Annotated in this window: 11 protein-coding genes; 6 read left to right on the forward strand and 5 right to left on the reverse strand. The window is 55.4% G+C overall.

Translation table 11 applies throughout. The annotated features are described in order from the left end of the window. Positions 1 to 10 precede the first annotated feature (10 nt). On the forward strand, positions 11 to 808 hold the full coding sequence (locus tag FHT76_RS14710; RefSeq protein ID WP_183863670.1) for a 3-methyl-2-oxobutanoate hydroxymethyltransferase: 798 nt from the start codon (positions 11 to 13) through the stop codon (positions 806 to 808). A gap of 29 nt (positions 809 to 837) precedes the next feature. Here the strand turns inward: FHT76_RS14710 and FHT76_RS14715 are convergent, their stop codons facing one another. From FHT76_RS14715 to FHT76_RS14725, 3 genes are all read right to left on the reverse strand, one after another. Beyond that, complete coding sequence (locus tag FHT76_RS14715; protein WP_183755229.1) at positions 838 to 1,260, reverse strand: hypothetical protein; 423 nt, start codon at positions 1,258 to 1,260, stop codon at positions 838 to 840. A gap of 16 nt (positions 1,261 to 1,276) precedes the next feature. Continuing rightward, a complete protein-coding gene (locus FHT76_RS14720) occupies positions 1,277 to 1,591 on the reverse strand; it encodes a hypothetical protein (protein ID WP_183755230.1) in 315 nt (104 codons plus the stop codon). A gap of 915 nt (positions 1,592 to 2,506) precedes the next feature. Beyond that, on the reverse strand, positions 2,507 to 2,965 hold the full coding sequence (locus tag FHT76_RS14725; RefSeq protein WP_259185632.1) for a hypothetical protein: 459 nt from the start codon (positions 2,963 to 2,965) through the stop codon (positions 2,507 to 2,509). A gap of 380 nt (positions 2,966 to 3,345) precedes the next feature. On the opposite strand from FHT76_RS14725, the gene FHT76_RS14730 reads away from it, so the two are divergent. The 3 genes from FHT76_RS14730 (at position 3,346) to FHT76_RS14740 (ending at position 8,445) form a co-directional block, all read left to right on the forward strand. Then, positions 3,346 to 4,710, forward strand: coding sequence for a hypothetical protein (locus tag FHT76_RS14730; protein WP_259185633.1), 1,365 nt, complete (start codon positions 3,346 to 3,348; stop codon positions 4,708 to 4,710). 97 nt (positions 4,711 to 4,807) lie between these two features. After that, a complete protein-coding gene (locus FHT76_RS14735; RefSeq protein ID WP_259185634.1) occupies positions 4,808 to 7,744 on the forward strand; it encodes an integrase family protein in 2,937 nt (978 codons plus the stop codon). A gap of 80 nt (positions 7,745 to 7,824) precedes the next feature. Beyond that, positions 7,825 to 8,445 carry a hypothetical protein gene (locus tag FHT76_RS14740; protein ID WP_259185635.1) on the forward strand — a complete coding sequence of 207 codons (621 nt, stop codon included), beginning with the start codon at positions 7,825 to 7,827 and terminating at the stop codon, positions 8,443 to 8,445. Between the two features lie 168 nt (positions 8,446 to 8,613). Here the strand turns inward: FHT76_RS14740 and FHT76_RS14745 are convergent, their stop codons facing one another. Then, positions 8,614 to 9,165 (reverse strand): hypothetical protein, encoded by a 552-nt coding sequence (locus FHT76_RS14745; RefSeq protein WP_259185636.1) that lies wholly within the window; start codon positions 9,163 to 9,165, stop codon positions 8,614 to 8,616. A 274-nt stretch (positions 9,166 to 9,439) separates the two neighbouring features. Here FHT76_RS14745 and FHT76_RS14750 point away from each other — a divergent pair, with 274 nt between their 5' ends. Continuing rightward, positions 9,440 to 9,793, forward strand: coding sequence for a hypothetical protein (locus FHT76_RS14750; RefSeq protein WP_259185637.1), 354 nt, complete (start codon positions 9,440 to 9,442; stop codon positions 9,791 to 9,793). A 28-nt stretch (positions 9,794 to 9,821) separates the two neighbouring features. After that, positions 9,822 to 10,751 (forward strand): DUF6615 family protein, encoded by a 930-nt coding sequence (locus FHT76_RS14755; RefSeq protein ID WP_259185638.1) that lies wholly within the window; start codon positions 9,822 to 9,824, stop codon positions 10,749 to 10,751. A 112-nt stretch (positions 10,752 to 10,863) separates the two neighbouring features. Here the strand turns inward: FHT76_RS14755 and FHT76_RS14760 are convergent, their stop codons facing one another. Continuing rightward, positions 10,864 to 13,920, reverse strand: a complete 3,057-nt coding sequence (locus tag FHT76_RS14760) for a TrlF family AAA-like ATPase (protein ID WP_259185640.1) — start codon at positions 13,918 to 13,920, stop codon at positions 10,864 to 10,866. Positions 13,921 to 14,205 lie beyond the last annotated feature (285 nt).

Genomic DNA, 14,205 nt, shown 5'->3' on the forward strand with positions numbered 1-14,205 from the left:
GGTATTGGTGATGGGCAAACAACTGCGACCGACTGTGCATGATCTCCTGTCGATGAAGGGCAAGCGGCAGCTCAGCATGTTGCGCGTCGTGTCACTCGAGGAGGCCGAGGCCGCCGAGGCGGCCGGCATCGACCTGATTTCCGTCCCGCCAGAACTCCTCTTCGATCCGCGATTTCGTGATGCCGCCCCCGGGCGCTTTGCGATTCCCGGCGGCGAATACGGCCAGAGCGGTGCGACCCCGGATGAGATCCTGCGCTCCGCCGTGAAAATGCGGGCGGCCTCCGCCGATGCCGTCTATTGTGCAGCCAGTCTGCAGACGATCCGGCGGTTGCGTGACGAATATATTCCGGTCTGCGGGCACACCGGGCTCATCCCATCGCATTCCACCTGGACGGGCGGCTTTCGCGCCGTGGGCAAGACGGCGCAATCCGCCGCCTTCGTCTATAGGCAAGTGAAGGATCTGGAAGCCGCCGGCGCGTTCAGCGCCGAGATCGAGGTCGTGCCGGCCGAGGTGGCGGCGGCGATTTCGGAGCGCACGTCGATGCTGATGATCTCGATGGGCGCCGGCAGCGGATGCGACGCGCAGTACCTCTTCTCCGAAGATGTGCTAGGCCTCAACCGCGGGCACTATCCGCGCCACGCCAAGGTCTATCGCAATCTTGCCGCCGAATACGACCGCATCCAGGCGGAACGGATCGCGGCATTCCGCGAATATGCCGCCGACATTGCCGGCGGCGCGTATCCGGAGGAGCGGCATCGGGTGCCTGTCGATACCGACGAACTGGCCGCGTTTCTGTCTGGACTCTGAGCCGTCGGGTGTCGGGTGCTCCCGTCAGCTCATTGCCAGACCACCTGGTCGGCGAAGTCGGGGTCGGCCTTGACCTTCTCGGCCGCCGCGCAGGCTTCCGACGGATCGTCGGACAGCGCGGCCAGTTCACCGCCGACGAGAATGCCATAGATCACCAGGATGTGCTTGTCGTGATAGTCCTTCTGGGCATCGCTCATCTTGGCCGCGTCGGCCGGCGCAAGCGCCTCGAAGGCCTTTCCCATTTTTGCACCGTCGAGCGTAAATCCCAGGCAGACGTCGGCAATCGCCGTCTGGTAGGCGACAAGTTGAAGTTTGGTCTGCTGTTCCTGCGTCAGCGCGCGTTCCAGCAGGTCGATCGCGTGCAAGCGAACGAAGCCGCTGGTCGGGGTTTCGGCAAAGGAGGGCGAAGCGGCTCCCAGGCATGCGGCGAGTGCTGCTACCAGTCGTCTCATCTCGGTTTCCTCGCAATCAGAATAGCCGGTTGGTCCAGGTCGGCAGAAAATCGCCGTCGGGATTGAAGCAGGCGCCCTGCCTTGGATAGCAGATGACGTCGCGGGCGGGACTGAAGGGCGCGCTGCGAGGCGGATAGGGCGGTGGCGGAGGAATGTACTGGTTTTGATGTACATGATCATGCGAGGCGGCTGAAGCGGCAATGCCGCCTAGCAGCAGGCCCCCGACCAGGGCGGCAGTATCATCGGAATGCCAGCTGCGTGCCGAACTGGATGCCGGCAATGCGGTCGCTACAAGAGAGCATAGAAGCAACGTCATCGAAATTCGAAGCATAGAACGTCCCCCGGGAAACAATGACGCCGTGCAATCTATGTCGCTAATGCAATCGAGGCAAGAATTGTGTGGGGAAGGAATGTCAATCGAGAAATGATAGCGACAGCTGGCGCGAAGCGCCAAAACCTCGTCTACTAGCGAAAACAGTGGTGATCCCGACGCGATTCGAACGCGTGACCCCCAGATTAGGAATCTGGTGCTCTTTTAAGGACATACCGTTCTATACCGGTATGTCCTAATAGTGAAGCATCCGCCGACCAGGCGGATTCCGTGTTGGTATACGCGCCGTTCGGGCTAGCGACGCAAGTTTCGCATGCCCGTTCGGCACGGATACAAAAGAAAGTCGGGCCTTTGGCCCGTCAGTTTGTCGAGCCAGCGAGACCATACGGCTTTAGCTTGGTCACTGGGATCGCGAACCCCATCGTCCTTAACGCCCAGTCGGAGGTGTGTCGGCGCGAGCCATCCGCGCTGCTTTGTCGCTGCGGATTGTTCTCTGTAAGGCCGAGCGCCAACCTCGGCCATTTCCGCCTCGTTGCAGCTGTAAGGTCCACTTACTCCCTCTCACGCCGCACAAACCGCCCGAGGTGTCCGACTCATCATTCTCTGACGGTTACAGATGCTTCCTCGAGGATTCCGTTACGAAATTACCAGCGGTGCAGAGGGAAACGGGCAATCTAGGCATTCAACGTGGCTGATGTCGGCACCACAACGTCGTCTTCTCCGCCGTGATCGGTCGACGGAAGGGAAGGCGGGCCGACGCCGGTCCGTAGGATGGGACCTTGATTATGCAGAGAATGCGAGACTCCAAGAGATCACGACATCAGCCATCTCGGAATGTCGGTACTCCAAATCAAAGACTCCAAATTAAAGACCTCAAGAAACCGGCGATTGGGATTCTGTCTACGGTTCCGGAACTTAGCGCCCTGAAGGCTTTGGACGTGATGCCAGCCAGTAGCCATCGCCGTCATTCACCAATTCCGGTGCGCGCCAGAGAACTCTGCTGAGAAACTTCGCGGGGTCTTTCTTATCTATGGCAACCCCCGCTGCGGTGATCAATTCCAGCAGCTCCGTGCGCTGCAGGGGGCGTTCTGCGATGGAAAGCTGCTCGACCGCTTTTTCGCGCAAAATACCGCTAAGCGTCTGTTTTTTACGCCTATTTCGGCCCGTTCTACGTTCTTTTCCCCGAGGGGCAAGCGTTTCCAGAGCCCCCTGAAGGGCCGCGATCGATACCTGAATCTCCGAAAGTTCGCGGTTCCATTTTAGATTCTGTCTGTTCATTTCCTTTTCGAGCGCCTGACGTCGCTGCTTGAGCCGCTGGAGAATCTTGGTAGGGGAATCTGAGTGATCCTCAGCATTCGGTTTATGTTGTTCCATCGGATGGTTCGCTATTGCATTAAAATGGGAGTATGATAGGGAGCATAAAAGAGAGCTGTGACTTGTATGCCCAAAACATCTTAGTTGATCGTGAGTCGCTGGTCTACCTAGCTACGATCGGTCGAGACCCCGTGCCGTGAGATACTGATGCGTGCTATCCAAATCAATGTTCGCTCTGGTGTGCTGAAGATGCGTCCATCTGGCATCCGACACAGCATTGTGTGGAGACCTAGTCCGTTCCGAAGCACCCAAAAGCTGCCGCTCCTGACGCTTCGAGACCCCGATAACCCCTCGGTCACGCGTCCATACCTGCCGGCTATGTGCTATTCGAATGAGATTTCGACGGAATCTGTGACGCAGATCGATAAGGTCCCACCATCATGGGTCTCATTTGGGACCTCCTGACCGAACTAAAGATTTCTGCTTCGCATCTCTGGTTTCCCTATGAACTCAAACAGTTTTTCGTCACTCTGGGACGATGCCTTTTGCTGGGCTCACGCAACGAGACGTATGAGGGATGCGATCTAGGCGGGTTGAACTGGCAGCCCAAGTCCGCAGAGGTGGTGCGAGAGCTGGGGCGGGCATTTGACAGATTCGCAGCGCACATGCGGGATCGAACATTCGACGCAAGCGATCCGTTTCTAGCGCGTTGCCCCATTCTCTTTGGTGGAGCATTCCGTCTCGCATTGAAAGATGCCGAGAAAGCCATGAGGGTAAGCAATGTTGCTCATCACAATGAAAGGGGTTCCAACTACCCCCAAGTTGCCCAGCCAACGCCGATCTTCGAGAAGCTAACCCCACGCAGTGAGAAGAAAGCCCCGTATATTGTCACGCCGACAAAATCCTTTCCCCGAACCGAAACCAAAGGGTTTCTCGAGGAAGCGTACGAAGTATCGGGGGGTAGCGACAAGCGCCGTCGCGACGCAACCGGCGAATTCGCCACGCGATTGCTCCTTTCGTCAGGAAGGAGCTCCGAACAGCTCCATATGTGGGTCAATGACTTCGAGTTTTCGAAGGGCGGATTTCGGGCCTTTCTGAGAAACCCGGCTACTTACGTCGCGCCAGGCGATGGACGCACTCGACGCGATCTGCTTTGGCAACAATATCAGATGCTGCCACGCACGATGGAGTGTGGAAAGTTCCACGCTGGTTTCAAAAGCCCCAGTTTGAATGGCCAAGACTGGACAGAGATTGAGTGGCTACCAGGTACGGAGGAGTTCGTACGCGATTCGTACGTCAATTATGTCTTGAACGTTCGTGGGCCCGCGATGTCAAAACGGAGGGAGCTAGGTTATACAGATCACCCCTTTTTGCTCGTATTCGAACGTTCGATTCCTCACCTTGGTGTTGTTGTCGGTGATCCCTATACGGCGGGTGCATTCGCAGCTTCCTTCCGCAGGGCTGTTAGACGCTACGGCGTGCGCAGACAATTGCAATTCTTCGAGCCAGCTAAGTACTTGGGCACGACACCACACGGGATGCGTCACTACTGCGGCAAGACATGGCGTCGGCTTGGAGCGGAACCCGACGAGATCAAACGAATCTTGCATCACAGGTCGATCCTCAGCAGCCTAGTTTACAGTATCCCTGAGCCGGAGGATGTGCATGACCTCGCCGAAAGGGCTGCGTCACGCATTAGGAATGGCGATTTGAACGACAATTTCATGAGATTCGATACGAAAGAGCAGTCGCTTCACGCCTTTGCTGAGGCCCTTTTGTCAGGGCGGCGCAGATCGTGGGGCTAGCGCTCATGAGATTTGTTTTCGACGTTAAACGCGGAAGCCGTGCCTCCCGGAAACGCGCGGACATCTGACGCCTTTTAGTTTCTTCAAAGAGTGCCCATTGCCAGCATCGTTCAATGATAGTCCCTCAATCCTTGTAAAAAACGAAGAAGATCGAGATGTATTTCTGTATCATATTTCCAGGATATCGGAAAATATAACTGAAAAGACTCGTAAACAAATATCTCTAAATGCCGCTGTTACACGTAACCAGCTCAATGAATGTCTAATTTCAGCGAATTGGCTGTTGAGGTATTGGGAGAGAGGTGAACTGACGTTCTCACCGTCGGCTTTCGTCTTCAAGAGAGGTCGTCAAATCCCGTCTCAGATCGCAGAGGTATTTCTTGAAAATAGCAAGCTTGGAAATGCGCTTTGCAAGTTATTGTCTGATCTCGGTGTGCCGCAAAAGATTTGGGGCGGATTGAGCGAGCCTAACCAAATTTCATACGAACGGATATACAAAGTACATGTAGCCGGGCTGCTGATGTGTTCACACCGTTGCAGAAAATTCGGAGATATAGATGCTGATTTAGTGCGTAAGTGGCTTCATTATTACTATAATCCAAGCAGGAAATCATTCAAACGAACTGATCTTTACCCTGAAGCCACCATCAACGTTCACAAGAAAATATTCAAGGTCATTTCCATCGCTCTTGGGGGATATTTCCACGATGCAGAAATGATTGAGATGGGGCGGACGAGGCGCACAGAGAGCGAAATTGGCGATGTTCAACGTAACTTCGAAAATCCTCCGTCCCACTTGAAACACTGGGCTGAATTGTGGAGGGAGTTCAGAAAGGGTGAAAACGCTCTTTCCAAGGCTCCGTGGAGCGCGCTCCGATACTTGTTCGGGTACCTTTCGGCGCATAGAGACAGCTGCACCTCGCCCGCCAATTTCCTTGGGGCAACACGACAGATCAGTTTCTATAGTTTTTACAAAGAACAGCGAACGCGAAAAGGGCTGAAACCCCTATGCAAGAGCGACGAGTTCCCGATGCTGATCAGATTCTCAGCGTTTGTCGACCAACAGTTCAAGCCTTCTCCACCACGCGCTTATCATCCCCTAATCCCTGCGGCAGATTTTGCGCGATTTAAGAGCGAGCGAAAAGCGAAGGGACTAAATAAGAAACTCGACGAGGCGGACGCTATGCCGCTGCCGTACCATATATACAAACTCGTCAAGGCCATTCTGCTGGAAGGCGAGCATGGTTGGCCGGGACGACACCCGTTATGCAAGGCGATATTGAAGGGTGAAGAGCGATACGTCCCGGTTTTGCCGATCTTCTTTCTGACGATGTTCGAGTTGCCATTAAGAGCGATCCAGGTTCGGCGGTTCGACAGCGGCGAAGGAGATACGCAAACCTTTGACGGGACGACGCTTCAGTGGACGCCGAATACCGGGGAACACGCTGGGTACTGGAAGGATAAGGGCGAACGAGATATCTGCGGCTATGCGCACGCATGCAGCCCAACGGTCGTCGGGTTCGAAGTAAATACTAATAAGCATTCTCCACCATTTGTCGTCCCCTGGCAGAACGCGTGGCTACACGCATTACTTTTCCAACTTCGGAATTGGCAGGAAACCTGGAATCCGATTGGAGGCCCGGTTCAGCTAATTTACGACAGCAATGATCCGGAACAGGGTGCACAAGACCGACTTCCCGTCGTATTCCCGCTTTTTCGGATGCCTGGAGGCCGAGATCGCATCGGGGTCGATCCGATCAAGTACACTCAGTACATTCGCTTCTGGCTCGACCTTTTGCTCGAGGCACAAAATCGATGGAACGCAACCGCGTCGCCGGATGACCGCGAAGAGTTCGTCACGATGTCGAAAACGGGGAAACAAGTCGAGAGGGCTGTCTACATGCCTCATGGCATGCGAGTAGCGGGCATCATGGTCCTGCTGCAGGCGGGTTTTCCACCCGATATCGTCAGCCGCTTTTTCGCCGGGCACGCAACAATTCTCCAGACCTTTTACTACCTCAAACACACGGCTTCTTACCTCGCGAAGAAGTTTGAAGGGCTTTCCACCGGCGATCTCGATGGTATCCGTGCGGATATCTTCGGCCGCGCGAGAGATATGGACCGAGATGGTCTACGTGAGCACTTTGTGTTTAGTTCCGACGACGCCTTGGACAATGCAATGGCGTCAAGGGGGATATGGCAGGAACATGATCTCGGAATATGCCCATTTGCCGGAATGAGATGCAAGGATGGTAGTCCTGACAAGAAACTGGTGGAGGGCGGCGAGAAAAACTGCCTACTGTGTCGCCACCATCTTACAGGACCCGCTTACGCACACGCGATATGGGCCCGCGGAAATTACCTGTTGTTCCAGATCGGTCAGATGAACAAGCGGGTCATGGAACTCTCCTCCGAGGTCGAGGCTCTTACGGAGCAATTGGACAGTCTCGACAGTAGTGAAAGACGATATCGCGATATCAAAAAGGAAATCACTCGGATCGAGAACTTGCAGCATAGTATCGCGACAGCGCAGGGTCCCCTCGCCAAAACCTGTGCCGAAGCTGTGCGGTTACTATATGAGTTCGAAGAGATCGAGCGGAACCGTATGCACGGCGGCGAACCCGGGAATTACCTCGTTGCGTCGCAACATTCCGACCTCCAACTCGAAAACGTATCGTCCATTGAGCAGTTGGCGCTGCTAGCCGGAAACGCCGAAATATATCGTAGCCTGCGTGATCCACTGGTCACCAGGGAGATGACCGACTTCGTCAACACCATAGCTATCACTGCTGGATACGAGCCGGTGAGCATGACGCCTCGAACACCCCAGCAGCAGGAACGCGACACCCTGTATGTTGTGCAACGGATCATAGCGGTGGCGCAGAGGCAAGCCCTCCTCGCCTACGAGCAGCGTGCCATCACCGTAGAGCAGTTATTGCCTCACGGCACAGCCGACGACATTTTCGCCAAGGGGCTTCGACTTCAAAGACTTTCCCTGCCGAGCAGACAGCCAACCCAGATGGAACAAAGCTAATGTCCGAAAAACCGACCGGCGCTCCAAGTTTCGAAGTCAACAGGGAAACAATTCTCGAGCATGCCCGATCCCGATCCCAAATGATAATCGACGCCCAATCGTCGAACCCGAAGCTCAAGAAGTCCACGGCAAACTACGTCGCAATTCACGAGCTTTCACAGAAGTTCCTGAGTGACATCAAAGCACTTGTTCGCCCGGACGCCCACGCCTTGATCAAATACGGGAGCGAATCCGGCGCAATCACGGTCGCTTTTCAGACACTGAAAAATCGGTATCGCAATATGATCGCCATCTGGAAAGACGCCCATACACAGCTGGTTAATATCTTCGCTCAAGGATTGCTCAAGGAGCGAAGCAAAAGGAAATCTGGCGGCCCCGAGGCGGACATGGTGATCCAAATGCTCGAGGACGCAGTCCGCGCTCTTTATCTGGAAAATGTAGAGCTCCGAGAACAACTTGGACATAAAGCGCCGTCGCTCTCCCCAGACACGGCATCGACGCCGGCGGGCGAGGCAATCGTTGGCGGCGAACCTGATTACGTGCTGATCAAGCCCTTCCGAGATTGGCTCGAGAGCCTCACAACGGATCGCTCCTACTTAATACCGGGACCTACAGGCCTAACGCTGAGCAAGACCGCGCGCCCGACGGTCACGATCATCAAAAAGGACGTTTACGAGGTGATGCAGAAACTGGCGGGGTAAGCGAACCAGCGTGCTTCAACCGGACCTAGCCATTACCCCTCAAAGGTCGCGCCAAGCCGGCATGAACGCGCGATCTCTAATGCTTGGAATTGGCATGCCACGGCTGCTAATCTCACTGATCATTCCGTTGAGCGGTGAAGATGGTCCAAGCGACAAGCGAGGCTGCAATCACATCGCCCCCCCGATCCGTATTCGAGTATCTATCAGGCCCGTAAGGAAAGCGTCTAACTCGAATAGAATGGTCCAGAACTCGATAGGTTCAGCCACAGGGGCAAATGCTAGTTCTCCGTCTTCCCCTAAGTATGGTTCATCCTCGCCATACCTCACCAGATTGTCATGGTCTTCATACTGATGAAGGCTCTCGAGGTCGCCGCTGAGATATGCGAACGCGTCGTCGGCGTACCAACCCGTTGCAGCGGCTTCCTCGTCGGTCTTGATCCCCTGTACCGCTAGCCGGAGTAGCGACGCTTCATCCGTGGTCTGAGTCAAATCCTTCCCCACCCCCGGATGGCTTTCAGCTACTGCCCTGAGAATACCCGGGATGAGGCAAGCCAGGCGTGCCCCAAAACGACTGAAGTCGAGAGCTACAACGCTTTCGTCCCAAGCTTGCTTTAAATTTCCAAACTCGGTCGCGAGACCTAGTCGCGCCAGCCTCAACTGGGTGTACGTCATTGCCTTCGCGAACTCCGGCAATACCATTTCTTCGTCTATAGCTCCCATCGCCCACCTGCTTAGGTAATCACATGGGAACGAAGAAGCAACAGGCTTGAGCAATTGTCAAGTAAATTATTGATATCTTTGATTAATTAGGGTCTTCATTTAAGCGTTCAACGAATGCCAAAACGACGTCACGGGAATGCAAAGCGGGCAGGCTTTTGGCTATTGGGGTCATGAATTCAGACGCGATTAACCGCCGAGGCTTTATACATCCACCATGAAACTGACGTCCAAAACATCCCTACTGCCCGACCTGTCCAACCCCGGGGAACTCCTATTGAGCCCCGTCCAGAACGACGACCCAGAGAAGTCGTTCCTGACAACGTGCCTGTGGTTGAAGACCGCAGGAGATGGCGATTTACGCTCATTTCAGCCGGACGCGCTGTTAGAAGTTCTGTCAGAAGCTGAAGTCTGCAGTGCTGGCGTGGCCGAAGAGCTGTGTCTTCTGTTAAGGGAGCTTTGCGATATCGACCTCCGTCACATCCGCATTCAACTGTACTACGACGAGCAGGTTCGCACATTCGCCGTGGCCCGCGGATCACTATGGACGGTCCACATGCGAAAAGATCAGTTCATTGATGAGGTCTTTCTGATCTCCTCAGCGGGAAGCGGCCGTTTTAATCCGAACTAGACAAGCAAGCTTACACAGGTCATCACCGATGTTGTGCCAGTTCTCACTTTCGATTCCCGGGTATGTCGAAGGTTTTCTCGATCACAGCCGGTCCATGGGACGCAGCTTTCGCGAGGAAACCGTCACCGACCTGATCATGTCTGGCATTTTCAGTGCCAGTTCGCCGCTCGTGCGCGTTCGATTTCCAAACGAGCTTATTACCGGCGCGGACATGCAGTGGACTTTCGTTGACGTTGCCCGGTCACGGAGCTTCCGTATTCTGCTCCAAGCAAAACGGGCCGAGGGCACAAGCAAGAACTGGAAAGTCCATCGATACGAGCACTTGGACTATAGGCCCCGTACGGCCACTGGCCTACAAGTAGAGACCCTCTGCGCGACCGCTAGAAAAGCTCGAACGCCAACCTATCCGATGTACATTTTCTACAATCCCCTCGCCACAACGGAGCTGAGCCGATCCGCAGGGAAATTTCACATCGACGGCGTCAACATTGCGGGTGGGTACCACGTCGAAGCGATCGTCAAAGCAGGCATTACGTCAAAGGGTGTAAAAACCAAGCACAAGAACCTCGACGCCTTGTCGCACCTGTTCCGACCCCTCTCTGATCTGTTTTGTCCAAGTCGTTTCTCAATCACCCAACCGGGAAGTAAAGGGCCGGGCACCACGTCGTTCGCCACGGAACTATCCGAATTTGCGCTCACAGAGCCCCCCAGTCCGGACGAAATGCGTGAAAGGGTACTGCGACTTCATACGACTGATGAGGCGATGACCAAGGCGTATGATATGCCGATCGTCTCCGACGTCGCGGACGAAATCCCTGACGATATCCACGACCTCATTCAACCATTTTCTCGTGCGGTATACTCTAGGATCGCGCCACGTAAGAAAGTCGACGTCTGGCAAGCAGTGTTTATTTCAAACGCTGGCCCAAAATACGAGCTCCGACGGCCTCGCGGCTAAAGTCCGGCGTCGAAGCCGCTCCGTGAACGAGAGGCAGCTTAGTCAACCCTCGTTCGCGTCACCCAACGATCAAGGCCGACGGCTTCCAAGCGCGCTAACCGGCCACCGATCATCAGAGCTTTGGAGTGTGGTATTTGCCTCCGCGATTGGAGAACGCGCGCATTGTTCCCTCTAGGACGTCGACGACGCGAAGGTTCGTTTCCTCGTTTTCGATTGACCCGGCGTGATAGGCGATCCTCTGCCCATCCGCCCTGCTGAAGGTCGCGTGGATAATCTGTTCGGCATCACACACGACAGCTAGGTTCGGGTTGTGCGTCACCATGATTATCTGCCGATGTTTCTTTGCTTCGATGACCACCGGCACCAGGAGGCTCACGATTGTCTCGTTGTCGAGGTTCTCCTCTGGCTGGTCCAAGACAATTGGGTTCCGTTTGGTGTCCACCAATAGGTAGAAAATTAGCAGCAAAGCGCCGCGCTGCCCTGGCGAAAGCTGCTCGATTGGCGTGTCCTGGAACAGCAGCGTGTAGGTCGGCTCCACGTACGACAAGCCGAACATGTAGTCGTAAAGAGTGCGCGCGCTCTGGTCCTTCCGAAGGATTGCCGACATGTCGCCATCTGCTGTGGCCGATTTGATCATCTCGAGCACTCTCTCGACGAAATAGACGGTCTTGTCCGAATCCGAGAAATCAACATTGTCTAGGACCGCCTTCAGGGCCGCATTGTTCTCGACCTGTCCGCGAAGAATGCCCGACTGCTGCTTGACGAGACTGAACACCTTATCGGTGAAGTCCGACAGCGTGCCGCTCAAGCGTGCCTGGAACTCGAGTTTGTACTCGGCACCGATAAGCTTGTTCCCTTCAACCAAACCCTGAATGGGCTCGAACAGTGCGGCTCGGGATGCACGCTGCTCATCGAGAATACCGTGAAGGCCCTTCGCGATTTCCCGTCGCTTGACCCGCTTCGCGTCGAGTTGGCCTGGCAGGGAATCCAAATGAGCGAGACGCGCCTCGAGCCCCTTTTCGCTTTCCGGGCTTGTCGCCGTCCCCTCGATAGTGGCCAGCGTCGTCTGCCATGTAACTAGCTGAGCCAAATACGCTTGGTACTGTTGCTGCGGCGCGTTCAGCGTCTCCGTCAATTTCGCTTTCTCTTCAATTAGCTTCATGCGCGGAGCCTCGTCCGCCGCGCTCTGGGAACTGACAGCATTTTCGGCACCCGTCGATTTCGTGGTTTCGACGACCAGCCGCTTGTCATCGACCGAAAACCTGACGACGTCCTCGACCATGATGTTGGCATTGTCCCAATCGGACGCGGTGGTCGCCAGGAAGTCCGCGTACTGTGATTTCAATATCTCGATGCGGCTTTGCAGGTTGGAGATGGCCTGTCGGCGACGGGCCTCCTGCTCTTTGACTTTCGTTACATTCGCGAGCTTCTCGTCCATCTGCGATAGCTCGTTGACGATCTCCGCTATCCGCGTTGTGGCGGCCTGCTGCTCGGGCGACAGTCCTCCAGTTGGCGCAACGATTTCCGCTGGCATGGTCGCAATATGGGCTCGCTTCTCCTGGCGCTTTAAATTCAGCTGATTTTGAAGCCCCATCCGTACGGAAGGGCGCATCTGCTCCTCGAGGTCTACGATTTCCTCGTTCAGCGTGGCGAGCGTTCGCCTCATCTCGTTCAATTTCGCCCGTGAAGGCGCTTCCTGTCGTTCGATCAAGCGATCGAAATCGGAGGCGTCCAGTCGGACCTCATTCGGAACATGCGAGAAAATCACCGCCCGGAGTTCGTGTTCGAACTCGTCCGATCGTCCCTCGACATGGGCGTTGCAGAGCGCCTCGAAGCGTCCTTGGGGAATATAGCGGACCATTTCCACCGCCGAGGGGTCGGCGATGACGTTGAGATTGCGTTTGAGGGGTTTACCTGAAAGCCAGCTTAGCTCGCCGGAAAACCCCTTGGCCGGTTCACCGGAGTTGCCTTTGAAGCGGCGGGGTTTGAGAAACGAGAAGTGCTGGTGCTGCTGAGAATCCCCAACCACCGAGATGACGTCGGCCAAGGCGCTCTTCCCGCTTCCCTTGTTACCGATAATCGCAACCAGGTCCGCGTTTAGTTCGATATCCGTCCCGTCAAGCCAGGTTCCGGAATACCGTTCATGCTCCGCCGCAACGGTCACGCGGCTTATGTAGTAGGTGCTGTTCTCGCGGATGGTTCTGACTTTCGGCGGCACTTCGCCTATGAACGACCGCAATGCTGGCTCTTTGAGTGCCTGAAGCAAGCCTTTCCAGGTGGGGTCGGCCTTGATCCACGTGATGCGCTTCGAGGGAAAATCGCCGTACCCACGGTCGTCGTTGTCGCCAGGCGTCCCCACGAACTTGTGGGCGTCGCTGCCCGAAACCGCGAGGCGCGGTACGCCGTCTAACGAAGTCTGGAATTGGTCAAACCATTTGTCGTTCTTATCGGTGCGGATACCGGCGAACGCCGAGGCCGTGTCTGGGTTGCGCACTTCGAAGATCGGCGACGTCTTGAATAGTCCGAGTGCGTAGGCGTAGTGTTTATCCCAGTGGACCTTGGTCAAGCCATCATTAGTGTCGAACGGCATAAATCCAAGAGCCATGCCTTCGGGAACCGATGCAATTGCCTCTCGATAGCTCTCAGGAGTTATCTCCGCGATCTTGCATCCAGCCTCCAACGCATAGGCATCGTCGGTCTTGACGCGTTCGACGTCGAGACCATGAATCTTCAATTTGTCTGCATCGGCCGCCCGTGCATAGTTTTTCAATGCGAAATCAGACAACGGCTGGTTGCCGAGCGCCAGTTTCAGCTTTCCCTTGAAATCGATCAAAACCTGATCTTCGATCTTGTCCGAAAAGATGACGTGGGCATTGAGACGCCCGTCAAATGGCGCGATAAGGCGTAGTTCAATCCCGGGAAACACGATCTTTTCCAGCGTGGGCGCACCCGGTGCCGAAAGTCGTCGTTTCAGAGCGAACCAGCCTTCGAATGTCCAGTAGTCCATGAAGCCATACACGGCGGGGCCCGCCTTGTTCAGGGCGTCGACCATCTGGTCAATAACGGCATCTTCCTTGCCGGGCTCGATCTTGGCTCCTTCCCAATGAAAGGACCACGGCGAATGGATATGGAGGTCCCACTGCCGCCACTCCGAGCCTTTTGAATACATCACCACTTCCCCAGCCTTTGGTATGAATCGAATGCAACCCCGATGATAGAGAACAGAAAAAACTGATCTAGCCAAGGTGGTATCGTGGGGGAGCTACCGCAGCTTTGCGGGGTCTTTGAAGAGCGGCCGGAACATGCAATCCGACAACCCGCCCCCCGCTGTCGGCCGAGCAAATCGGCTAGGTCAGCGTATTGTGCTTTGACTGGAAATCCCCGTTATGAACGGGGTATTCCGATTGGCCTGTCCTGGGGAGCGTGTAAGGTCGGCTCCACGTATACCGTGGCT

This window comes from Rhizobium sp. BK176 (genome assembly GCF_024808055.1).

Bases quoted from the DNA above. Each gene is read 5' to 3' on its own strand.
- FHT76_RS14710 (WP_183863670.1), top strand. From the start codon at position 11: ATGGGCAAACAACTGCGACCGACTGTGCATGATCTCCTGTCGATGAAG.
- FHT76_RS14715 (WP_183755229.1), bottom strand. From the start codon at position 1,260: ATGAGACGACTGGTAGCAGCACTCGCCGCATGCCTGGGAGCCGCTTCG.
- FHT76_RS14720 (WP_183755230.1), bottom strand. From the start codon at position 1,591: ATGCTTCGAATTTCGATGACGTTGCTTCTATGCTCTCTTGTAGCGACC.
- FHT76_RS14725 (WP_259185632.1), bottom strand. From the start codon at position 2,965: ATGGAACAACATAAACCGAATGCTGAGGATCACTCAGATTCCCCTACC.
- FHT76_RS14730 (WP_259185633.1), top strand. From the start codon at position 3,346: ATGGGTCTCATTTGGGACCTCCTGACCGAACTAAAGATTTCTGCTTCG.
- FHT76_RS14740 (WP_259185635.1), top strand. From the start codon at position 7,825: ATGATAATCGACGCCCAATCGTCGAACCCGAAGCTCAAGAAGTCCACG.
- FHT76_RS14745 (WP_259185636.1), bottom strand. From the start codon at position 9,165: ATGGGAGCTATAGACGAAGAAATGGTATTGCCGGAGTTCGCGAAGGCA.
- FHT76_RS14755 (WP_259185638.1), top strand. From the start codon at position 9,822: ATGTTGTGCCAGTTCTCACTTTCGATTCCCGGGTATGTCGAAGGTTTT.
- FHT76_RS14760 (WP_259185640.1), bottom strand. From the start codon at position 13,920: ATGTATTCAAAAGGCTCGGAGTGGCGGCAGTGGGACCTCCATATCCAT.